General features: G+C 73.3%; 11 protein-coding genes. 6 read left to right on the top strand and 5 right to left on the bottom strand.

Annotated elements, in window-relative coordinates; translation table 11 throughout:
- Positions 1–36 precede the first annotated feature (36 nt).
- Entirely contained in the window at positions 37–897 is an 861-nt protein-coding gene (locus tag ACSMXO_RS38520) for a hypothetical protein (protein WP_455415749.1), read from the bottom strand.
- Between the two features lie 2240 nt (positions 898–3137).
- Between ACSMXO_RS38520 and ACSMXO_RS38515 the strand changes: the two genes are divergently transcribed.
- From ACSMXO_RS38515 to ACSMXO_RS38495, 5 genes are all read left to right on the top strand, one after another.
- Complete coding sequence (locus ACSMXO_RS38515) at positions 3138–3743, top strand: class I SAM-dependent methyltransferase (protein ID WP_455415748.1); 606 nt, start codon at positions 3138–3140, stop codon at positions 3741–3743.
- A 222-nt stretch (positions 3744–3965) separates the two neighbouring features.
- Positions 3966–5645, top strand: coding sequence for an ABC-F family ATP-binding cassette domain-containing protein (locus ACSMXO_RS38510; protein WP_455415747.1), 1680 nt, complete (start codon positions 3966–3968; stop codon positions 5643–5645).
- Between the two features lie 245 nt (positions 5646–5890).
- A complete protein-coding gene (locus ACSMXO_RS38505; protein WP_455415746.1) occupies positions 5891–6946 on the top strand; it encodes a lysylphosphatidylglycerol synthase domain-containing protein in 1056 nt (351 codons plus the stop codon).
- Positions 6947–6961: 15 nt separating this feature from the next.
- Positions 6962–8239, top strand: coding sequence for a glycosyltransferase (locus ACSMXO_RS38500; protein ID WP_455415745.1), 1278 nt, complete (start codon positions 6962–6964; stop codon positions 8237–8239).
- Positions 8236–9009, top strand: coding sequence for a class I SAM-dependent methyltransferase (locus ACSMXO_RS38495; protein ID WP_346258295.1), 774 nt, complete (start codon positions 8236–8238; stop codon positions 9007–9009). The genes ACSMXO_RS38500 and ACSMXO_RS38495 overlap by 4 nt, the downstream gene beginning before the upstream one ends.
- Before the next feature lie 76 nt (positions 9010–9085).
- Here the strand turns inward: ACSMXO_RS38495 and ACSMXO_RS38490 are convergent, their stop codons facing one another.
- Positions 9086–10852, bottom strand: coding sequence for an ArnT family glycosyltransferase (locus ACSMXO_RS38490; RefSeq protein WP_455415744.1), 1767 nt, complete (start codon positions 10850–10852; stop codon positions 9086–9088).
- Entirely contained in the window at positions 10849–11796 is a 948-nt protein-coding gene (locus ACSMXO_RS38485; RefSeq protein WP_346258293.1) for a glycosyltransferase family 2 protein, read from the bottom strand. The genes ACSMXO_RS38490 and ACSMXO_RS38485 overlap by 4 nt, the downstream gene beginning before the upstream one ends.
- A gap of 293 nt (positions 11797–12089) precedes the next feature.
- On the opposite strand from ACSMXO_RS38485, the gene ACSMXO_RS38480 reads away from it, so the two are divergent.
- Entirely contained in the window at positions 12090–13037 is a 948-nt protein-coding gene (locus ACSMXO_RS38480; protein ID WP_346258361.1) for an aldo/keto reductase, read from the top strand.
- 126 nt (positions 13038–13163) lie between these two features.
- Here ACSMXO_RS38480 and ACSMXO_RS38475 read toward each other — a convergent pair whose 3' ends face one another.
- A complete protein-coding gene (locus ACSMXO_RS38475) occupies positions 13164–13706 on the bottom strand; it encodes a hypothetical protein (protein ID WP_346258292.1) in 543 nt (180 codons plus the stop codon).
- A 102-nt stretch (positions 13707–13808) separates the two neighbouring features.
- Positions 13809–19685 carry a ThuA domain-containing protein gene (locus ACSMXO_RS38470; protein ID WP_455415743.1) on the bottom strand — a complete coding sequence of 1959 codons (5877 nt, stop codon included), beginning with the start codon at positions 19683–19685 and terminating at the stop codon, positions 13809–13811.
- Positions 19686–19950: the final 265 nt, after the last annotated feature.

The raw sequence follows: 19950 nt of genomic DNA, 5'->3' as shown, positions 1-19950 counted from the left end.
CACGCCGCCGGGCCGGTCGGTGCCGCCGGCCGCTGCTCAGTCGGACCCCGCCGGGCTCGCCGGCCCGGACGGGGCGAGGATCCGCTGGTCGAGCACCTTGCCGCGCAGGTACACCTCGATCATGTCGGAGAGGATCTGCCGGGCGAACAGGTCCTCCTCGCCGATGGTCTTGCCGTCGCTCTTGGCGACGACGCAGTAGATCAGGAAGTGGCCGCGGACGTGCCAGCCGGCCTGGGCCGAGGCGGCCGTGACGGCCTCGGTGCCGCGTCCGGCGGCGAGGCCCAGGAAGCGCCCCTTCCGGCCGTCCACGATCGGCTTTATCTTCTCGCGCGCCGAGGTCGCCCCCGCCTCGTCCGCCAGGTTGACGATGCCGGCGGTCGCGACGTACAGGCCGGTGGGAGAGCGTACGGTGCCGCGGACGAACTGGCTGCACCCGGCGTCGGCCAGCACGGTGGCGATCTGGCCGTCGGCGGCGAGTTCGCAGTCCTCCGCCGCCTGGGTCTTCAGCAGCTCGTACGGCGACTGTTCGGGGTCGACCAGCACCTCCTTGCCGCCCGGGAAGACCTCCTTGACGGTCAGCGGAGCCGGATCGGCGGCGCGGGAGCTGATGTCCCGGGGTGCGGCGCCGGCACCGGTGCCGTCAGCCGCCCGGGAGTCCCGGCCGACGGGGTCGTCGACCATGAAGAAGTAGGAGCTGAGCCCACAGATACCGAGCAGGAGCAGTACGCCGAGGGAGCCGATGATCAACTGCCAGGTCCGTTTGGAACTGCGCAGTGGTGCGCCCGTGTTGCCGGAGGTCGACGAAACGGTGGCGAGGGCGGAGCCGGCGGCGGGTTTGCCCGAGGCGGTTGCCGGGGTGGGCGCGGCCGGCGCGGCAACGGCCGACTTGGGCGCCACCTCGGGGCCCGGCGCGCGGGCTGGGGAGGCCGGGGAGGCACCACCGGCCGGCCCGGTACGCGCACCCTGTGCCGGCGGCCCCGACCGCCCGCCACCGGGTGGCCCGGATCGCGGGCCGGCGGGTGGCCCGGATCGCGGGCCGGCGGGTGAGCCCGGAGCCCGGTCGTGCGGCGGACCGGTGCGCGGCCCGGCGGGCGATCGTGGTACGCCGTCCGGGGCGGGGCCGGGGCGTACGCCTGGGCCCCGGTCCAGCGGTGCGGCGCCGGATGGCCGGTTGCGCGGCCCGGCGGGTGATCGTGGTACGCCGTCCGGTGCGGAGCGTGGTCCGGCGGGTGAGCCTGGGCCACGGTCCAGCGGTGCCGCTCCCGGTGGTCCGGAGCGGGGACCCGCTGGTGAGCCCGGGCCCGGGGTCCGGTCGCGCCGCGGGGCGGCGGGTGAGCCTGGGGTCCGGTCGTGTGGCGGGCCGGTGCGCGGGGCGGCGGGTGAGCCTGGGGTCCGGTCGTGTGGCGGGCCGGTGCGCGGGGCGGCGGGTGAGCCGGGGGTCCGGTCGTGCGGCGGGCCGGCGGGTGAGCCCGGCGGGTTTCCGGCGGTCCGGGACCGGCGCGGGGGCGGTGGACCGGCTGGCGCTGGCCTACCCGGCTCGGAGCCGGGCCGGATGACACCATCCGTCCCAGGATCTCCCGGTCGGGGTCGTGGCGTCGCCATCGGCGCACCACCGGACGACGGACCGGAGCGGGGCGAGCCGCGGGTGCCGGACCGGCCTGCGGGGGGAGGTTCGGCGGGAGCCGGCCCGCCCGGCCGTCGTCCGCCCGGGTTCTCCGGGCCTGGCCGGGGTGGCATGGCGCGGTCCAGCGGAGGTCGGGCCGGCGCGCCCCGGTCACCGCGATGCTCGGCCGGGCCGTCGCCCGGCCGGTCGGCGGACCTGCGCCGTGCGGCGGGCGGCCCGGCGGGGTCCGGAAAGCCGGGCCGGAGCGGCTCCTGGTCGGCCGAGGGAGGGCGCCGCTGCCGGGGCACCGGAGCAGACCGTGGCGCGGCGGGCGGACCCTCCCCGGGGCCCGGTCGGTACGGGCCGTCCGGCCCGGAGGCGTGCTCGGGGTGGGCCCGACGTCGACCACCGGCGGCACGCTCCCGCGAATCGGTGCTCCCGGGCGCGGCGGGGCCGGAGGCGGTGCGGGGCGGCCCGAACGACTCGGCGCCGGACGGAACCGGTCCGACGGGTACGCCGCGTCCACCCGCCCGCGGCGCTCGGCCGCCCGGACCCGGCCCACTCTCGGCGGCGGGCAGCTCGTCGGCGGGCATCCGGGCGCCGGGAACCGGCCGGCCGCCGGGGGCCATCCGGTCACGAGGGCCGGGGCGGTCACCGGTGGCCGACCGCCCGCCTGGGACCGGCCGGCCACCACCGGGAGGTCCGTCGTCGGGGGCGGTCAGATGGCGTCCGCCACCGGCGCCGCGGATCGGGCTGCCCGGGGGCAGACGATCCTGGCCGGGACGATTCGAGGGCAACCGGTCGCGAGTCTGGCCGCCGGGGGGGCCGAGTGGGCCGGGGACCGGCTTGCCCGGCGGCGGATAGCCGGCACCCGGCCCGATGCCGTCGGACTCGGGAGCGCCGTGCCGGGCACGGCGGGACCGACCGGGGGGCTCCACGGAGCGCCCCAAGTCGTCCGGCGCACGCCCGGGCGACGCCTCGGGGTACCGGCCGCCCGGCCCGTCGGCGTATCGGCTGGTTGGTCCGTCCGCGTGCCGGCTGGTTGGTCCGTCCGCGTGCCGGCCCGGCCCTTCGGGGAATCGGCCGGAGGTGTCGATGGGGCGGCCCGGAGCCGTCATCGGCCGACCTGGACGGTCCGCCGGTCGACCCGGTCCGTCGCCCGGCCAGCCTTGGGCGGAGTCCGGTGCAGGAGGCTCCGGAGTGGACGGACCGAAGCGGGCCGCCGCCGGTAACCCGTCGGACCGCTCGGCTCCGGGCCGGCGCCGGCCGGCCCGGCCTGGGGGTGGACCGGCCGCCGAATCCGGATCGTCCGAAGGCTGATCGGCGGGATCTCGTCGAGACCGTGGCGGTCCACCGCCCGGTCGAGGTCCACGCCCATAAACCATGTCGCACAGGGTAACGGAAATGCGGATCGGCGCGCCGCCGTGGATGAGTCGCAGTTGGTGAGAGGGTGGTCATTTGCCCGGAAGCCGGGCAGGGCCCGGAGGAACGGCCACTGGCGAGAGCGCCCGCGCGGTAGGCGAGAATGCGTGGCGTGACCGGCGACCACTATTTCAGCACCGATCCCGCGACCAGCGCCGACCGGCGTACGGTGGCGTTCTCCGTCGAGGGGTACGACTACGAGCTGACGTCCTCGGCCGGGGTCTTCTCCGCCGACCGGCTGGATCCCGGCACCGCCGTACTGCTGCGCAAGGCTGAGCTGCCCGGGCCGGAGGCCGGCGGAGCGCTGCTCGACCTGGGCTGCGGTTACGGGCCGATCACCTGCGTACTCGCCACCCGGGCGAGCGCGGCCACCGTCTGGGCGGTCGACGTCAACGCCCGGGCCCGCGAACTCACCGGCGAGAACGCCGAGCGGCTCGGCCTGGCCGACCGGGTACGCGTCGCCGCGCCGGACGAGGTGCCGGAGGACCTCACCTTCGCGCAACTGTGGTCGAATCCGCCGATCCGGATCGGCAAGGAGGAGCTGCACGGCATGCTGCGGCGCTGGCTGCCCAGGTTGGCGCCGGGCGGCGTGGCATGGCTGGTGGTGGCCCGGCATCTCGGCGGTGACTCCCTCCAGCGCTGGCTCGTCGAGGCCGGCTGGCAGGTCGAGCGTCATGCCAGCCAGAAGGGTTACCGGGTGCTCCGCGTCACCCGCTGACCGCCCCGCTCCGGGCAGGCCGGTTCGGCCCCGGCACCGTCCCAGCCCTGGTTCGAGTGGCCGCCGGAATCCGGCCTCCCGCCCTCTGGCCGGCTGGCCCCGGAATCCGGCCTCCCGCCCTCTGGCCGGCTGGCCCCGGAATCCGGCCTCCCGCCTGGGACCCGGTGTCACGCCGCTGAAACCCGGTGTCGTCGGGAGGGGTGGTTGGGGCAGGATGCCGACGTGGGTTACGTGGACGTCGCCGGAGTCGGGCACATCCTGCCGGATGGCCGGCAGTTGTTCGCCGACGTCTCGTTCCGGGTCGGGGAGGGCGCCAAGGTCGCCCTGGTCGGGCCGAACGGCGCCGGCAAGACCACCCTGCTGAAGATGGTGGCCGGCGACCTGCCCACCCGGACCGGAGCCATCGCCCGCTCCGGCGGGCTGGGCGTGATGCGCCAGTTCATCGGCATGATCGGCGACGAGTCGACGCTACACGATCTCGTACTCTCGCTCTCGCCGCCGAGGCTGCGCGCAGCGGGGGAGCGGCTGGCGGCGGCCGAGGTGGCGTTACACGACGCCGAGGTGCGCGGCAAGTTCAGCAGCGCCGCCGGGAAGGCCCAACTGGCGTACGCGGAAGCGCTGACCGCCTGGGGCGAGGCCGGGGGCTACGACGCCGAGGTGCTCTTCGACACCGTCTCCACCATCGTGCTGGAGCTGCCCTGGGAGAAGACGCGCAGCCGACCGGTACGCACCCTCTCCGGCGGGCAGCAGAAGCGGTTCGCCCTGGAGTTGCTGCTGCGCGGCATCGACGAGGTGCTGCTGCTCGACGAGCCGGACAACTTCCTCGACGTGCCGGGCAAGCGCTGGCTGGAGGGGCGGCTGCGGGAGTCGGCGAAGTCGGTGCTCTACGTGTCGCACGACCGGGAGCTGCTGGCCCGCACCGCCGACCGGGTGGTCGCGGTGGAGGGCGGCAGCGCCTGGGTACACCCGGACGGCTTCGGTAGCTGGCACGAGGCCCGCCTCGCCCGGCACGACCGGCTGGAGGAGCAGCGCCGCCGCTGGGACGAGGAGCATCAGAAGCTGCGCGAGCTGATGCTGATGTACAAGCAGAAGGCGGCGTACAACGACGGGATGGCCTCCCGCTACCAGGCGGCGCAGACCCGGCTGCGCAAGTTCGAGGAGGCCGGGCCACCACCCGTACCGCCGAAGGACCAGGACATCCGGATGCGGCTGACCGGCGGACGCACCGGCAAGCGGGCGATCGTCTGCGAGCAGGTCGAGCTGGACGACCTCACGTTCCCGTTCGACCTGGAGGTCTGGTACGGCGACCGGGTGGCGGTGCTCGGCGCCAACGGTACGGGGAAGTCGCACTTCCTCCGCCTGCTCGCCCGGGGCGGCACCGATCCGGACCCGGCCAACGGCCCGGTCGACGGTGGCCTGGCGCTGGCCCCGGTCCGGCACGGCGGGGTGGCCCGGTTGGGTGCCCGGGTCCGGCCCGGCCACTTCTCCCAGACCCACGACCGTCCGGAGCTGCTCGACAAGACCCTGGTCGAGGTGCTGTGGCGGGGCGACGACCACCGGGCCGGGATGGACCGGCACACCGCGATGAAGGCGCTGAACCGGTACGAGTTGGCTGGCCAGGGCGACCAGCGGTTCGGCACGCTCTCCGGTGGACAGCAGGCCCGGTTCCTGGTGCTGCTGCTGGAACTCTCCGGCGCCACCCTGCTGCTGCTGGACGAGCCGACCGACAACCTGGATCTGGCCTCGGCCGAGGCGTTGGAGGCCGGGTTGCGGGCGTTCGAGGGGACGGTGCTGGCGGTCACCCACGACCGCTGGTTCACCCGGTCGTTCGACCGGTTCCTGCTCTTCCGGGGCGACGGTGAGGTGGTCGAGACCCCGGAACCGGTCTGGGACGTGGGCTGAGCCGAGCCGGCCATGTCCGCCGGCCATCTCCGCCCGCGTCCATCGGCGGCGCTGCGCCGGAGGCGGTGAGGAGATCGGGCCGGCGGCGGAGGTGGTGACGAGCCCAGGCCGGTGACGAGGTCAGGCCGCCGGCAGAGCTGGTGGACAGGCCAGGTTGCGGCAGCCGCGTGGCTCTCCGGGTTGGTGGTGTCACGCGGAGTATCGTCCTCGTCGTGGTGCCGTGCGGAACCGGCAGGTGGCGCCTGGTGCGGAGAACCGCCCAGGTCGCGGTGACCGGGGCATTCCTCGGCCTTGTCGGCTGGTCTGTCGCGAGCCGGTGGGACGAGGTGCCGGCCGTGCTCGACGAACTTTCCGTGCCGGGCCTGCTGCTGGCCGGACTGGCCGCCGTCGCCGGGGGGCTCTGCGGCTGCCTGGCCTGGCGAGCCATCCTGGCGGACTTCGGCGCCGAACTTCCGCTGGGCGGCGCGGCGCGGATCTTCTTCGTCGGGCAGTTGGCGAAGTACCTGCCCGGCAAGGTCTGGCCGATCCTGGTGCAGGCCCGGCTCGGACGGGCGTACGGGGTGCCGGGGCGGGCGTCGGCGGTGGCGGCGCTACTGGCGATGATCGTCACGCTCGGCACCGGCCTGCTGCTCACCGCCGTCGCCCTGCCGGTGTTGAGTGATCGGGCCGTGGCGGACTACTGGTGGATCCTGCTGGCCGTCCCGCCCGCGTTGCTGGTGCTCTGGCCGCCGCTGGTCAACCGGATCCTCGCCGCGCTGCTCCGGCTGGCCCGCCGCGAACCGATGCCCCGGCCGCTGTCCCTGCGCGGGATTCGCCGGGCCGTCGGGTGGTCGCTGGCGACCTGGCTCGGCTACGGTACGCACCTCTGGCTGCTCCTGGCCGACGTCGGTGCGGGCGGTCCGGACCTGCTGCTCCGCTCGATCGGCGCCTTTGCCGGTTCCTGGTCGGTCGGGTTTCTGCTGGCCGTGGCGCCGGCCGGGGTCGGCCCCCGGGAGGTGGCGCTGCCCCTGCTGCTCGGTCCGACCGTCGCCGGGCCGGCCGCGCTGGTCGCCACCGTGCTGTCCCGGCTGCTGCTGACCCTGGTGGACCTGCTCCTGCCCGCCGTCGCGATCTCGGTCCAGTGGTCAGGGCGTCGACTCTCCGGCCGGCTATCCCGGCAGTCGCCACCTTCCGAATCCTCCTCGCCCGATCGGGTGCCGTCGGCCGGGGTGCCGTCGGCCGGGGCGGCGTCGGCCGGGGCGGCGGGGATCCCGGAGGGGCGGCGGGCCGGGTCGACGGATTCCGCGACGCGCCAACGGTGACGACGGAACGTGCTGGTGGGTGTACGGCACGTTACGCTGCTGCTCGTGCGCTGGCAGGTGTTCGGCAGCTACGACGTACGGCGGCATCCCCGGGTCGGCGTACTCCTCGAAGGGCTCCGGGCAGCCGGTGACGAGGTGACCGAGCTGAACGAGCCACTGACCCTGGACACCGCCGGCCGGATAGCCGTGCTCCGGCAGCCGTGGCGGCTCCCGCTGCTCGCCGGCAAGCTGGCCCGGTGCTGGGCCCTGCTGACACTGCGGACCCTGCGGCAGCGGCGTGCCACCGCCACCGGCCCGGTCGACGCCGTACTGGTCGGCTATCTCGGGCACTTCGACGTGCACCTGGCCCGGCTGCTGTTCCGGGGTACGCCGATCGTGCTCGACCATCTCGTCTCCGCCGCCGGCACGGCCCGGGACCGGGGACTCGCCGCCGCCGGGGGTGTGCGGGGACGGCTGATGCGGGCGATCGACGACGCCGCGCTGCGCCGGGCCGACGTCGTACTGGTGGACACCGCCGAGCACCTCGACGCACTGCCGGCAGCGGCCCGGGACCGGGGGATCGTGGTACCCGTCGGAGCCGGCGCGGAGTGGTTCGCGGCCGGCGCCCGTACCGCCCGGCACCGCTGGCCCGGCGACCCGGCCGGCGGCGGCCGGCGGCGGCTGCGGGTGGTCTTCGTCGGGCTGTTCACCCCGTTGCACGGCACCCGGACCCTGGGCGCCGCGCTGGCCGCGCTGGCCGCCGATGACTCGATCGAGGTGACCGTGGTCGGCACCGGGCAGGACCACCCGGCCTGCCGCCGGGCCGCCGCCGGCAACCCGCGAGTGACCTGGCACGACTGGGTACCGGCGGGTGACCTGCCCGCGTTCGTCGCCGGGCACCACGTGTCGCTGGGCATCTTCGGCGAGACGGCGAAGGCCGGCCGGGTGGTGCCGACGAAGGTGTTCCAGGGCGCCGCCGCCGGCTGCGCCATCGTCACCTCCGACACCGTGCCGCAACGCCGTGCGCTCGGCGATGCGGCCGTCTTCGTGCCGGCCGGCGACCCGTCCGCGCTGGCCACCGCGCTCCGCGAACTGGCCGGGGACCCGGACCGGCTCGCCCGGCTGCGGCGGGCCGCACGGCGACGGGCAGTCGAACACTTCTGGCCGGCGTCCGTCGTGACACCGGTCCGGCACCGGATCGACCCCACCGTCCACCCGGACGATGCCACGCCGCTGTCGTCGGCGGGCGTGTCCGGCGCGCCGGCGGCGGCCGGCGGCGACCTGACCGCCGCTCCGGTCTGGTGGGTCGGATGACCGCGCTGGCGGCCGACCCGCCGCTGCCACCCCGGGCGGCGCTGCGCTGGAACGTGGTACGCCGGATCGTGGCGGAGTGCGGGCCGCGGACCATCCTGGAACTCGGCTGCGGGCTGGGCTCGGTCGGCACCCGGCTGGCCCGGCTGGCCAGTTACACCGCGGCCGAACCCGACCCGCGCAGCTTCGCGACCGCGTACGCCCGGATCGCGCCGCTGGGCGGGACGGTGCTGAACGGGGATCACCGGCAGGTGCCGTCGGCCGCCGGCTACGACCTGGTCTGCGCGTTCGAGGTGCTGGAACACATCGCCGACGACCTGCCGGTGCTGACGGAGTGGCTGACCCTGGTCAGGCCCGGCGGCCACCTGCTGCTGTCGGTACCCGCCGATCCGGAGCGGTTCGGCGCCTGGGACACCCTGGTCGGACACTACCGGCGGTACTCCGCCGGGCAGCTCCGGCAGCGGCTGCTCGACGCCGGTGCCACCGACGTACGGGTGGTGCACTACGGCTGGCCGCTCGGCTATCTGCTCGACTCCGTACGGGACCGCTGGGCGGGACGCCGCGCCGACCGCCCCAGCGGAGCCGGCGACCCCGATGCGGGGCCGACGGGCGGGACGGCGCAGGAGCGCACCTCGACCTCGGGGCGGATCCTGCAACCGCACGGGGCGCTGGCCGGCGAGGCGATCCGGCTGGCCGTCTCGCCGTTCGTCGTCCTCCAGCGGATGCGCCCGGACCGCGGGCCGGGCCTCGTGGCGCTGGCGACCCGACCGTAGCTCCCCTGCCCGGGACCACCGCCCGGCCCGGGATCGGGAACGGGTGACGCGCGATCGGGAGCCCGGTGGTGCGGGATCAGGAATTGGCGGCGCTGGTGAGCACGGCGACCGGGAAGAGCGCGTACGGCCCGTCCCGCGCCACGGCCCGCGCCTCGGCCGACTCGGGCAACCAGTCCGGGCGGTTGCGGAGGTTGACCAGGACCAGGTCCTCGGGGCGGGTCGGTTCGGTGTGCAGCGTCGCGGCGGTGAGCAGCCGGGGCTTCAGCCGCCAGTAGTAGGCGAGCCACCGTGGACTGGTCGCGCCCGTGCCGGCGACCCAGGCGTACCGCTGCCCGGCCGGTGGTGGATGCCGGGCCACGAGCCGGCCGGCCTGGGCCGGTTCGTCCAGCAGCCGCTGTCGGTCCGGGCCGAGGACCAGCATCCCGAGGTACGCCCCGAGCGCCGTCCCGACCAGCGCCGCTGCGGTCACCCGGACCCGCCGCCCCGCCAGCCGCCGCCTGGTCCGGACGAACCGACGCACCGCCGCCGGCATCCCGGCGATCCGCTCACCCGCCGGCCGGAGGTCGCCACCGTCCTCCGGGCGGCCCCCGAACTCGTCCTTCCGGGTGTACCCGTCGAGTCCGTCCGCCCGGCCGGAGACGTCGAGCCCGTCTCCGGTCGTCCGGCCGGTGAGCCGGGCCGCGAGCCGGTCCAGCAGCACGCCCATCCCGACGAGCCCGACCACCAGCATCGGATAGGACCAGTACGAGTGCACGAAGGCACCGTTGCTCAGCCCGAGGATCCAGGCGCCGGTGAACGCGACCGCCATCGCCAGGTAGACCCGGGTACGCCGGTCCAGCAGCCCGACGACCGCACCGATCGGCAGCGCGCCGAGGTACCAGAGCGGCAGCAGGTCGTACGCGTACCGCCACTGCCGGCGGAGGAACTGCCGCACGGTGTAGCCGCCACCGGTACTGCGCAGCTCGGCCTGCCCGCCGAGCATCTGCATCCCGGTCACCCCGACCACGAAGGTGAGGCTGATCGCCACCCCGGCCAGCATGCTCGCGCCGACCAGGACCGTCACCCGGTCGACCCGGCGGGTCGCCAGCAGCCACAGCCCGAGTACGGCGGCGAACCCGACGCCGGGCCAGGAGACCAGGGTGGTGAGCAGTGCGGCGACGCAGGCCCCGGCGACGAGCCGGCGGGCCGGATCGGGGCGGGCGCGCAGCCGTACCACCAGGGCGGAGAGGGCCAGGATCGGCCCCAGGTCGAACATCAGCGGGCTGTAGATCCAGTAGAAGGGGGTGGCCACCATCAGGCCGAGCGCCAGCAGGGTTGCCGACCAGTGCAGGCCGAGCCCGCGCAGCAGTGCGGCGCCGGCCGGGATGATCAGCAGGGCCAGCAGGTACGCCGGCAGCCACACCTGGTATTCGTCGTCGCCCGGCAGCAGGCCGGTCAGCGCGGTGAGCAGGTTGAACAGCGGCGGGTGGTGCGCGTACGGCGTCGAGGCGTACGGGAGCCAGTCGGCACCGAAGTGCGAGCCGAGGATGCCCTGTTCGTGGAGGTTCCGCAGCTGCAGCGCGTACCGGCCGATGATCCGACCCGGGTGGTTGTCGCCGAACGGCATGCCGAGCAGCGGGATCCAGGTCACCGCGACGAGGCAGGTGATCGCGGCGACGCCGGCCCAGCCCCACCGCTCGACCCGGCGGAGGTCCGACCCGGGCGGGTCGTCGGCCGGCACCTCCGGTTCCCCGACCGGCGCCGCCGGCCTGCTCTCGCGTACCCGGGCGACCGTGTCCCGGACCCGCAGGCCGATGCCCCGGACCCGGAGCAGCGCGGCGGCGGACCCCACCGCCTCGTTCACGAGCGGTTTCCGGGCGGCCAGTCGATTCTGGACCGCACGATCAGGTCGGCGAGCAGCGCCACCGCGCCGACGATCAGGCCGGCACAGAGCAGCAGTACGGTGTTGGTCGCGATCCGTACCGGATGCGCGACCAGGTCGTAGACGACCTTCCCGGAGCCGACGGCGAGCAGCAGCAGCGACGGCGGCATCAGCACCTTGAGCGGGTTGAAGTACATCACCATCCGGAGCACCTGCAGGAAGTAGCGGTAGGCGTCCCGGACGAAGTGGAACTTCGACGAGCCCGACCGGCGGGCGTAGGAGATCGGCACGTAGTGCACGTCGTGCTGGTTGTGCAGGAAGGCCATCGTGATGGTGGTGACGCAGGAGAAGCCGGGCGGGAGCAGCCGGAGGTAGGGCAGCGACACGTCCCGGCGGAACGCCCGCAGCCCGGAGTTGAGGTCCGGGATGCGGGTGCCGGCCAGCCGCTCGGCGATCTTGCGGATGAACCACTTCGCCGGTACCCGGAGGAACTTGTGGCTGCCCTGCTCGCTCGTGCGGGCGCCGACGACCTGGTCGACGTGCGGGTCCCGGAGCAGCAGCCGGACGAACTCGGGGATCCGCTCGTTGGGATAGGTCATGTCCGCGTCGGTCCAGACCACGATGGCACCCCGGGCCTGTTCCGTGCCGATCCGGCGCGCGGTACCGGAACCGCCGTTGCGATGGAACGCCAGCAGCCGGAGCCGGGGGAATCGGCCGGTCGCCTCGCGCAGGATCTCCAACGTGTCGTCGGTGGAGGCGTCGTCGATCGCCAGCAATTCGTAATGCAGGCCGCTGGCGTCCATTGCCGCGCAGATGCGCTCGATTTCCGCCAGCACGTGCGCCTGCTCGTTGTAGCAGGGCAGCACGACGGTAACCTCGATCGGTGCGTTGCTCTCCCTGCTGACCTGGGCAGGGACGACGGACATCTCCGTGTCGGGCCGGTCGAATCGGCCGTTCACCGCCATGTGAACCCGCCTTTCGACGCCTCGCGCGGCGACCGTGAACGGCATGGGGTTATCGCAGAGGTCGCCGTATCCGTGCCCACGATATAGCAATTTCCGGCGTACGCACGCGACGCGCCAGTGCGCCAGTCGACTTCACGGATGTGAATCAACGCCGAATCATTTTCTAAAATGGTCCTCCCCTGCTCGGGGTGAGCGGAGTGCGGTGCGGATTCTCGGGCCGGCGCCGGCGGCATAGGGTTGATCTCGTGACTGAGATGACCTACCGCCGGTTGGGCGACTCCGGGCTCGTGGTGTCCGTCGTCGGGATCGGGTGCAACAACTTCGGCCGCAAGCTCGATGCCGCCGGCACCCGCTCCGTGGTCGACGCGGCCCTCGACGCCGGCATCAACTTCTTCGACACCGCCGACATCTACGGCCAGCCGCACGGTGGGTCGGAGGAGCAACTCGGTGCCGCGCTGCGCGGCCGGCGGGACGACGTCGTACTGGCGACCAAGTTCGGCATGAGCATGTCGGGGATGAATGGGCCGGACCACGGCGCCCGGGGCGCCCGACGCTATGTCGCGCGGGCGGTCGAGGCGTCCCTGCGCCGGCTGGGCACCGACTACATAGATCTCTACCAGATGCACGAGCCGGACCCGGGTACGCCGATCGAGGAAACGTTGACCGCGCTCGACGACCTGGTCCGAGCCGGCAAGGTCCGCTACCTCGGCAACTCCAACTTCGCCGGCTGGCAGATCGCCGACGCGGCCTGGACGGCCCGTACCCGGGGCCGCACGCCCTTCATCAGCGCGCAGAACGAGTACAGCCTGCTGAACCGGGCCGTGGAGACCGAGGTCGTGCCGGCCGCCCAGCACTTCGGACTCGGCCTGCTGCCGTTCTTCCCGCTCGCCGACGGGCTGCTCACCGGCAAGTACAAGCGGGGCGCGCAGCCGCCGCCGGAGAGCAGGCTCGCCGGCCCGAACCCGAGGTACGCCGCCCGGCTCGCCTCCGCACCGTGGGACACCATCGAGGCGCTGGAGAAGTACGCGGCCGAGCGCGGCCGTTCCCTGCTGGACGTGGCGATCGGCGGCCTGGCCGCCCAGCCGGCGGTGACCTCGGTGATCGCCGGGGCCACCACCCCCGACCAGGTACGCGCCAACGCCAACGCCGGCTGTTGGCAGCCCACCCCCGACGACCTCACCGCGCTGCGCGCCCTCCTCTGACTCCGGACCCGGCCCGCCGGAGTTGACGCCGCCGACCTGGACACCAGAGGCGTTACCCGAGGCGGCTAGCGCAGCTGGCGTCCAGGTGGGTGATGCGGCGATCGAGTGCGGTCGACGCGCGCGGGGTCAGGGGCGGCGGCGGGCGCGTACCACAAGGGCGGTGAGGGTGGCGAGGGCGGCGAGCGCCACCGCGGCCCCGGCCACCCACCACAGCCAGGTGGTGGGGTCGGCCGGGTCCGGTGCGCCGGCCGCACCCGGCGCGGGCGCCGGTGGAGCGGCCTGCGCGGCCCGGGCCTGCACGACCACGCGTACCTCGGCGGGGTTCGGCTTCGGCGCGCTGACCGTGACCTGCCAGGAGCCGGGGGTGAGGACCGGCCCGGTGCTGTAGAAGCCCTCACCCTCGCCGGCCGGGTTGAGCTGGAGCGGGCCGACCGTCCGGCCGCCCTCGGCGGTGGCGGTCAACACCAGCCGTACGCCGTTGTCCACCGGATGGCCGTCCTGGTAGCTGGCCTGCACGGTCACTCCGGTCGCGCCGTCGCCGGCGACGGCAAGCTTGATCTTGCCGCCGTGCGCGGCGGCCGGTGCCGCCGGGAGCAGCCCGACGGCGAGGAAGAGGGCGCAGAGCAGTGGTACGAGTTGCCGGGGTGCTGTCGGGGGTCGACGTCGCATTCGGGGTACTCCTTCCCGGCGGATCGTCCGCCGGACGGGTACGGGGGCGGCCGCCGAATGGTGACCGCCCCCGCGCTTACCTGACGTGCCGAACTTCCCGGGTCAGAGCTTTCCGCCCCGCTTCACCCGGGTCGGGTCCTCGACCAGCCGGCCGGTGCCCTGCACCGACTTGCCGTCGTTGGCCCTGACTCCGGAGGCGCTCGGGCTGCCGCCCAGCCGGACGATCATCGCGTCGGCGTCCCGGATCAGCACGTCCCGGATCTCTGCCTCGGTGACCAGCCCGGCGTCCGCGGCGAGCGCCTTGAACTGACCGAGCTGCGTGATCGCCCGGTTGTCGTTGCCGTTCGCCTCCGCCTGGCGGACCGCGTCGAGCTTGCCCGACAACTGCTTGTGCGCCTTGGCCGACAGCCGACTCGTCGCCTTGAACCGGTCCAGCAGCATCTGCATGTCCCGGAACGAGGTGGTGACGAAGAACCGTACGGTCGAGGTCGTCACGTTCCCGGCCTTGTCCGTCGCGGTCACGGTCAGCTCGTGCAGGCCGAGCGGCAGCTCGTACATCGCCTGCAGGGTGTTCGGCTGGTACGGGCGGCCGTCCAGCGTGCCGACCGTCGCCTTGATGCCGGAGGTCGGGTCGACCGCCGACCAGTTCACCCGGACGTCCTGGCTGTCGCCGTAGAGCTGGCCGTCGGCCAGCCCGGAGACCAGCACGGTCGGCTTCGCGCCGTCGATCTTCAGGATCGCCGACTTGAGCGTCTCGGCGTTGCCGGCACCGTCGGTGGCCCGGTAGAGCAGCTCGTGCTGCCCGTCCCCGGCCACGTTCACCGGCTCGGTGTACGCCGTCCACGCACCGCCGTCGAGCGACCACTCCAGTTTGGCCACCCCGGCACCGGCGTCGGTCGAGGCCAGCGTCACCGGGATGGTGCCGCTGTGCCAGCCGTCGTCGGTCGGCGGGGCGAACGCGGCGGTGCTGACCGGCGCGGTGGCGTCGATCTTCACCTCGACCGACTTCGCCTCCTCGACGTTGCCCGCCTCGTCCACCGAACGGAACCGCACGGTGTGCGGGCCGTCCCCGGCGACCAGCACCGGCTCGGCGTACGCGCTCCAGGTCGTCGCGGTGTCGAGCTGGTATTCGGTGCGGGCCACCCCGCTGCCCCCGGCGTTGTCGGTGGCGGCGAGGGTCACCGTCACCGGGCCGGTGTGCCAGCCGCCGGTCGGGGTCCCCGACACGGTGGCGGTGGTCACCGGGGCGGCCTCGTCGACGGCCTCCGTGCTGAGCCGGAAGTAGTCGAACGAGACGGTCTTCGACGCGGTCTGCGCTCCACCGAGGCTGAACAGACCGATCCGCGGCGTGGCACCCACCGCGGCGTTGGTCAGCGGCTCGAACTCCGTCCAGGTCGTCCCGTCCGCCGAGTACGCCGCCGTGTAGGCGTTACCCGATCTCGCCAGTCGCAGGTGCCACACCGACTCGGTGAGGTTCGTCGCCTGCGGCTGCGGGTCCTGCACGGTACCGGCGATCTCGCTGCGGAACTCGATCCGCCGCGTCACCGGCTGGCCCACCTGGTTGTCGGCGATGAAGTCGAACTTCAGGTAGTTGTCGTCGTCGCCGTAGACCATCAGGCCGGCCTGCTGGTACTGCTCGTTCAGCCTGCTGCCGTCGACCTTCGTCTGGATCGTCCAGTCGCCCTCGGGGGCGGTCTGGAGCACGAAGTTCGTCGGCCCGGTGTTGTTGCCGGTGTAGATGTCGCCGTTCGGCACGTCGATGTGCAGCGCGCCGTCGGCGACCCGGTACTTCGCCGGGTCCTCCCGGATGATCCCGTCCCACCGGCACTTGTCCAGGGTGGTCCCGGTGAACTCGTCGTTCGGGGTCACCTCGCCGGCCGGCTCGTCTGGGGTGATCTGGAACCAGTCGAAGCTGGCATCCACCACCGGTGCGGTGCTGCCACCGTTCAACGCGAACAGCCCGACCTTCGGGTTGTCGATGCCGGCCAGCGCCGCCGACCGGCCGACCGGGGTGAAGGTCTGCCCGTCGGCCGAGTATGCCGCGGTCAGGTTCACTCCGTCGCTGGTCAGCCGCAGGTAGATCGAGTCACCGGCCGGTGCGGCCGCCGAGTCGCCGCTCTCGTTGCGCGGGGTGCCGGCGGTCTCCCGGATGAACTCGATCCGCCGGCTGCCGCCGTACAGCAGGTCCAGCTTGGCGTAGTTGTCGTCGTCGCCGTACACGATCAGGCCGGCCTGCTGGTAGTCGGCGACCGCCGCCAGGCTCAGCTTGGTGGTGGCCTGCCAGCTACCGCTCGGCGCCGGTTGCAACACGACGTTGGTGGCGTCGTTGCGGGTGCCGTAGAGGTCGCCGACCGAGGTGGGCAGGACGAGGGAGCCGCCCCGCACACCGTAGAGCTGGTTCTCCCGGACCACCGTGGACCAGCGGGCCTTGTCCAGCTCGCCGCCGTCGAAGTCGTCCGAGCGGGCCCCGAAGCACGAGGTGTTCGGCGCCTCCACCCGCACCGTCACCGTGGCGTACGCGGCCGCGCCGCGCGCGTCGGTCACGGTCAGGGTCGCGGTGAACGTCCCCGGGCCGGTGTACGTGTGCGTGGCGTCCAGGGTGGTCGCCGTGCCCCCGTCCCCGAAGTCCCAGGCGTACGTCAGCGGGTCGTCGCCCTCGGCGTCGCTGGCGGTGCCGTCGAAGCTCACCGCGACCGGCGCGGTGCCGGTGGTCGGGGTGGCGGTGGCGGTCACCGTCGGCGGCGCGTTGTCGGTGACGCCGCGACCGAGGAAGTCGACCCAGTTGACGTTGACGATCGCTCCCGTGCCGGTGGCTCCGACCGGGTTGCGCGCTACGAAGAACAGGGGGCCACTTGCCGTGCTCGGAGTGGCCAGCTCGGCCGTGGCGTTGGTGAAGGTCTGCCAGCCGCCGGTGTCCGGCACGGTGGCGGTGGCCAGCACCGGCCCGTCGGCCGCACCGGACCGTACCTCGATCCGGGCGCCGCCGCCGGCCGAGGAGGCCCGGAACCGGAACCCGGTGATGCCGGTCAGGTTGGTCGGGTCGAAGGTCCAGTAGTCGCCGTCCTCGACCCAGCCGATGTTCTCGAAGCCGCCCTCGACGTCGGTGGTGGCCTGGGTCTGCACGCCCGGGTCACCGCCGCCGACCGCGCCCGGCGCCCGGCCGGTCGCCGAGTAGTACTCGGCCTGCTTCCGCTTCGGCTGCAACTGCTCGATCGCCCGGCCGGTCAGCGGGTTGGAGTTGCCGGCCCCGCCGCCGTCGGTGTAGGTGGCCTCGAAGACCGCGAACACGTTGGCGTCGGCGCCGTGGCTGGCGGCGAGCGCGGTCTGCACCGAGCCCTCGCAGCCGAACTGCTCGCCCATCGGGTGGGCGTGCTCGTCGTGGCCGAGGAACGACTGGAGCTTCACCTTGGTGCAGTCGATCTCCCCGTCCTCCGGGTCGGTCACCTTGACCGTGTACTTCACCTGGTCGCCCCAGTCGAAGAAGCCGCCGTCCGGCGGGAACTCGATGGTCACCGTCGGGGCGGTGTTGCCGACCGTCACCGGTACGTTCGCCACCGCCGTCCGGCCGGTGTCGTTGGTGACGGTGAGCTGGGCGGTGTAGTTGCCGGCCGCGGCGTAGCTGTGCGTCGGGTTCGGCTCGGTCGAGGTGCCGCCGTCCCCGAACGTCCAGGCGTAGGTGATCGGGCCGCCGTCCGGGTCCCGGGAGCCCTCGCTGGAGAAGGCCACGGTCAGCGGGGCCGGCCCGGAGGTGGGTTCGGCGGTGGCGACCGCGATCGGCGCCCGGTCACCGGCGATGTACTCGATCCGGTACACCCCGGAGTTGTCGTTGTTGCCGCCGAAGCCGCTGCCCCATTCGATCAGGTACAGCGCGCCGTCCGGGCCGAACTCGAAGTCCATCGGCCGGATGAAGGTCATCCCGGTGAGCAACTGGTTGATGTCCACCAGGGACTTTCCGTCCTCGGCGACCTGGAAGGCGTACATCTTGTTCTGGTTCCACTCGCCGAACATCGCCTTGCCGTCGTAGTACGCCGGCCACTTGCGCTCGGACGGGTTCTCCGGGTCGTACCGGTAGACCGGCCCACCCATCGGGGCACCGCCGCCGCCGATCTCCGGGAAGAGCGGGTTGCCGCTGTAGTCGTAGTCGACGGTGGCCGGGATCGCCGGGGGCAGGTTGGTCAGCCCGGTGTTGTTCGGCGAGTTGTTCACCGGCGCGGCGCAGTCGAACTTCGCCCCGCTCGGCCCGGACGGGAACTGGTAGTCGTTGTACGCGTAGTTCGCCCCGTGGCAGTACGGCCAGCCGTAGTTGCCGGCCTGCCCGACCGCGTTCCACTCGACCGTCCCCTCCGGACCGCGGTCCGGGTTCGCCGCTCCGGCGTCCGGGCCGTAGTCGGCCACGTAGAGGGTGTTGGTCAACGGGTCGATGCCGATCCGGAACGGGTTCCGGAAGCCCATCGCGTAGATCTCCGGCCGGGTCTTCTCGGTGCCCGGCGCGAAGAGGTTGCCCTGCGGGATCGTGTACGTCCCGTCGTCCTCCGGGTGGATCCGCAGCACCTTGCCGCGCAGGTCGTTGGTGTTGCCGGAGCTGCGCTGCGCGTCGAAGTCCTGCCGGCCCGGCCGCTCGTCGATCGGGGTGAACGAGTTCGACTCGAACGGGTTGGTGTTGTCCCCGGTGGCCAGATAGAGGTTGCCGGCGCTGTCGAACGTCATGCTGCCGCCCGCGTGGCAGCAGGTGTTCCGCTGCGTCGTCACCTGGAGCACGACCTTCTCGCTGGCCAGGTCGAGGGTGTCACCGACGACGGTGAACCGGGACAGGTAGTTGCGGGCCGCGCCGCCGTTCGGGGCGTAGTAGAGGTACACCCACTTGTTGGTGGCGAAGTCCGGGTCGAGCCGGATGCCGATCAGCCCGTCCTCGTTGCCGGTGAAGACGTCGAGGTCGGCGGCGGTGACCGTGGTGCCGGTGTCCGGCTTGATGATCTGGACCCGGCCGTCCCGCTCGATGTAGAAGACCCGCCCGTCGGCGGCGACGTCCAACTCCATCGGGTTGTTGGTGTTGCTGTCCAGGGTGATCTTCTCGAAGCTGCTGGTCAGCGAGGCGGAGCAGTCGGCCTCCACGGCACCGGCCGCGGTCTGGATGCCGCCGAGCAGGTGGTCCAGGAACTCCGGCTCGGCGTACGACTGCTGGGTGTGGCCGCCGGCCGTGTACCAGGCCCGGCCACCGTCGTAGTCCTGGCACCAGGCGAACGGGTGGTCGGCACCCATCGCCCCGGCGCCGGGGGCGTAGCTGGTCTCGTCCAGCGAGGCGAGTACGTGCACGTCGCCGCGCGGGTTGTCGCGGAAGTTGTACCACTCGTCGTACCGGGACCACTGTGCCGGCAGGTCGTTCGTGGACTCGTGCGCGTGGTCCTCGACCTTGATGGTGGCCTGCTGGTTGGCCGGGTGCGAGGCGAAGTACGCCCCGACCAGCTCGCCGTACCAGGGCCAGTCGTACTCGGTGTCCGAGGCGGCGTGCACCCCGACGTATCCGCCACCGGCCTGGACGTAGCGCTCGAAGGCGGCCTGCTGCTCCGCGTTCAGCACGTCGCCCGTGGTGGAGAGCCAGATCACCGCCTGGTACCTGTCGAGGTTGGCGTCGGTGAAGGCGGTCGAGTCCTCGGTCGCGTCGACGGTGAACCCGTGCTCCGCGCCGAGTTGCTGGATGGCGGCGATGCCGGCCGGAATGGAGTCGTGCCGGAAGCCGGCCGTCTTGGAGAAGACCAGCACACTGAACGGCTCGGCCTGGGGGGCCAGGTTGAGTGCCGGGGTCTGCTTGACGGGGGCCAGGGCCTGTGGCAGGACCGCCGGGGCGGCCGAGGCCGGGGTGGCGGTCAGCGCGGTCGTGCCGAGGAGCACGGCCGTGGCGGCGCCGACCAGCCCGCGAAGGAGTCTGCGACGGGGTTGCGGGGGGTGCGATGTGCCGCCGGAGCGGCCGGGACTGGACACGGAGGATCTCCTTGGTCCGGTGAGGACAGGGGGATCCCGGGTCGGTACGCCGAAGACCGCCACGGGGGGTGGAGGTACGCCCGGAACTCGCCGAAGCACCGGCCGTCGAATTTTGCCTTGTGATTGAACAAATTAGGGGCGCCTGCCGGCCGCTCGGAATACGGCGGTGAGGTTAATTCGGGTAACGGTTGTGTAACGAGCGCGAATGATCCGGATAGGACAGACATATCCACCGGGCCGCGGTCGCGGCTCTGGAACGGCAGTA

It is taken from the genome of Plantactinospora sp. DSM 117369 (genome assembly GCF_053764795.1).
The sequence above is the reverse complement of the archived record's forward strand: the minus strand, read 5'-3'. Positions and strand labels throughout refer to the sequence as shown.